2 protein-coding genes and 1 pseudogene are annotated in these 3,510 nt (G+C 46.2%); all 3 read right to left on the bottom strand.

Going from position 1 to position 3,510, the window contains the following annotated elements:
- Positions 1-230 precede the first annotated feature (230 nt).
- Positions 231-401, bottom strand: a complete 171-nt coding sequence (gene ccoS / locus B7X71_RS13875; protein WP_293598597.1) for a cbb3-type cytochrome oxidase assembly protein CcoS — start codon at positions 399-401, stop codon at positions 231-233.
- 9 nt (positions 402-410) lie between these two features.
- Positions 411-2,849: a heavy metal translocating P-type ATPase gene (locus tag B7X71_RS13870; protein WP_293601048.1), complete on the bottom strand. Its 2,439-nt coding sequence runs from the start codon at positions 2,847-2,849 to the stop codon at positions 411-413.
- 10 nt (positions 2,850-2,859) lie between these two features.
- Positions 2,860-3,510 (bottom strand): annotated as a pseudogene (locus tag B7X71_RS13865) (MFS transporter); the annotation flags it as partial.

Here is a 3,510-nt window from a genome sequence, read left to right as displayed (position 1 = left end):
TGACTACCTTGTAATTGAAGGTATCTTGATTGTTCCCCACGGTAAGTCCCATGGTTTCTCCTTTTTGGTGACCAAACAGCGACATAATTCAAATAGACTTCGGCAATTATCGAAGTAAGCCGCATGAGGTGTTTTGATCTATGTCAAAAAGGATGCCTGCATTTACGATACGTAGAAACTTCTGTATTGAGGCGTAATTCCTAACTAGCTAATAAATAAAGATTTTTTAGTTAGTTATCACTAACATTTTTGGATTTAGGTGTATCGTCATCCATCAAAATCGCCTCACCTGGCCCCTCCAAGTCATCAAACTGACCCGCTTTCACAGACCAAAAGAAAATCCAGGCCAAAAGACCGATTACAAGCAGGGAGATGGGGATCAAGAGAAAAAGGCTTTCCATCCCTCTAGTCTAGGCCTTTCTGAGTCGCCAGGCATTTAATGTGACTGCCAAAGAAGATAGAGACATGCCGATGCCTGCAATCCAAGGGTTGACCCAACCCATCATGGCCACTGGAATAGCCAAGAGGTTGTAAACCAGGGCCCAAATCAAGTTTTCTTTAATGATCATCTGGGTTTTATCTGCCAGCAATATAGACTTAGCTAGAGGAGCTAAGGAGCTCGCCGTCAAAATCGCATCTGCTCCAGCATTAACGAGTGGCGCCCCCGCCCCAACTGCAATCGAAACATCGGCTTTTGCTAGTAGAGGTGCATCGTTAATGCCATCGCCAATCGCCCAAACAAAATGGCCTTCCTTTTGCAAGCGCTCAATGTAGTGATACTTATCCTCTGGCGAGCAGGCACCCTTGAAACGGTCAATCCCAACATGATGCGCCCACCACGATACAGTCGTAGGATCATCTCCAGAAACTAAATGCACGGTGATCTTGCGCGATTTTGCAGCAGCCAACAATTTCTCGAGCCCCGCTCTCGGAGTATCTAAGAATAAAAAGCTCGCAATCAATCCTTTGTCATCAGCCAGATGCACTTGGCCATACTGCCCCTCTTGCTCAATCTGTTGAGCGCCAACCCAAACTGCACTTCCTAGCCTATAAACCCCTGAGCTCAGGCCTTTACCTAATTGATTGGTAACAGGCTCAGGTAAGTTTTTCAGTGGGCAATTTTCAGTTTCAGCTGCACGTAATAAAGAAAGTGCTAGAGGATGTTTTTGACCAGCTTCCATTGCTGCAGCAATACTAAGGACATCTGCTCTAGAAAACTCTGCACGAGCAATCAACACCTCTTTTAATTCTGGCTGCCCCATGGTGAGGGTGCCAGTCTTGTCCAATACCAAGTCAGTAGCCTTGACTAAGCCTTCTAGGACATGGCCGCGCACAATTAATAAGCCCAACTTAGTTACGGCACCTTGGGCTGCAGCCATGGCTGTTGGAACGGCAAGCGATAAAGCGCATGGACAACTGGCAACCAGCACCGAAACTAAAACTGTCCACGCTCTGCTGGGATCGACATACCACCAAATGGCTGAAGACAGAAATGCAGCGATTAATAAAAAACCAACAAAATATCCAGCCCACTTTTCTGCCAGACTCACCATGAGGGGCTTAGCTTGTAGCGCTTGATCCAGTAATGAGGCAATGCCAGCGATACGAGTAGATTGACCAACCGCATCAATTCTCATGAGCATAGGGTTCAGAATGTTATGCGTACCTGCATATACACGATCACCAATCTTTTTATCAATTGGTTTTGATTCGCCAGTCAGCAGTGACTCATCTAAAGCGCTCTCACACTCAATCAAAATACCATCTGCTGGGACCACATCACCAGGTGGAACACGAAGAACCTCACCAGGGTTGCAATTAATGACCGGAACAATTTCTACCCTCTGAGACTCTGGATAGTTCGGCACTCGCTCGCAAGTAGCAGGCAATTGTTTTGCTAAAGCCTCCGCCCCACCCTGCGCATCTTGACGAGCCAATAACTCCACATAACGTGCTGCCAAAATAAAGGCAACAAACATAGTAATGGAGTCAAAGTATCCTTGGCCTGAACCGGTAGCAAGATTCACGGTACCAGCAGAAAATGCTAGAGCTAAAGCTAGGGCAATAGGAACATCCATACCCAACATATGCGTCTGACGAAATGAGGCAACACTTCGCCATGCAGCCTGAAAAATCGGACCAGCTGAATACACCATCACTGGAACAGTGAGAGCCCAACTAGTCCAACCCAGTAAGAGGTCATACTCAGCGGTAATATCGCTATCACCTACGTATGTTGGCCAGGCATACATCATGACTTGCATCATGCCCAATAAAGCAACTCCAAGTCTCGTCAGCAGTTGACGACGTTCTTTCTTGGATTTTTCAATTGACAGGGAAGGCTCGAATGGCCACGCCTCGTAACCAATACGCTCTACCTCAAATAATAAGCGAGCTAAGCTAGTTTGCCCAGGAGAAAACTCTGCCTTAACCTTTTGACTTACATAATTAATCTGCACATCTTTCACGCCAGGAATACGCCTGAGATGTTGCTCACATAACCACACACAAGCAGCACAGCGAATCTTCTCAAGTCGTAAAGTGGTTTCTAGATTACCGTCCTCACCACTGGGCCGAGTGTATCGACCAAGCAAAGAAGGATCATCGTAAGGAGCTAGGTTGTCAGGAATTTCATTTGAAGCAAGGTAAGCAGCAGGCTTATCACTTGACTGTGCACGACGTGCATAGAACACTTCCAAACCTTCGCCATGAATAGTTTGCGCAATTGCCATGCAACCAGCGCAACAGAATTTTCTATTGACGCCACCCAACTCAATCTCATAAGAGTCGCCTGGAAGAATAAAACTTCCGCAGTGATAACAGCTATTGCTTGGCATACTAGTGCTCATATGTGCATTATTAATTGCGAGTGAGAGACTTGCTTACCCAGCCATTACGGCGTTCATATAGAACAAATAGAACACCCCAGATCACTATGGCGAAATATGCCCAAACCCAAGCAATTTGTGAGCTACGTGAGCCTGCTAGATCAAGCACAAATCCAAAAATCGCCGGGCCTAACAGGCCGCCGCCAAAGCCCATTAAAGAATGGAGACCCATTGCAGCACCTTTAATATTTTCTTGCGCGCTCACCACCAAACCCGCAGTTAAAGTGGCAGAGTCAGCCATAATAAAAATCGCGTGCCCCGTGGCCAATGCAATAATTAACCACCAAGATTGTCCGGTTGATAAAGCCAGCGCCATGCCAAATGCTGCACTAGTCAGCATGACAATGAAAATCCATTTTTGACGCCCTATTCTCAAGGCAATCTCATTTCCGGCAATGGATGCTGGAACACCAAAAAAATTAATGACACCAGCAAGGGTGGTAGCGGTTAAGAGAAAAGAGTCGCCAGTCGTGATTGCACAGAAAGCAAAAAAGGCGACCAACCAACTACGAGAAGCAAATAGTTCGATCGAATGTACGGTGTAACCAAAAATGAAGCCTGAAGCTGTTTTATCTTGCAAAACTAAACGCCATTTGTCCACTGGAAAAATGTCGTGCAATCG

It is taken from the genome of Polynucleobacter sp. 39-46-10, from assembly GCF_002282275.1.
Note: the sequence above shows the minus strand (reverse complement) of the source record. Positions and strands in the feature narration are given on the sequence as shown.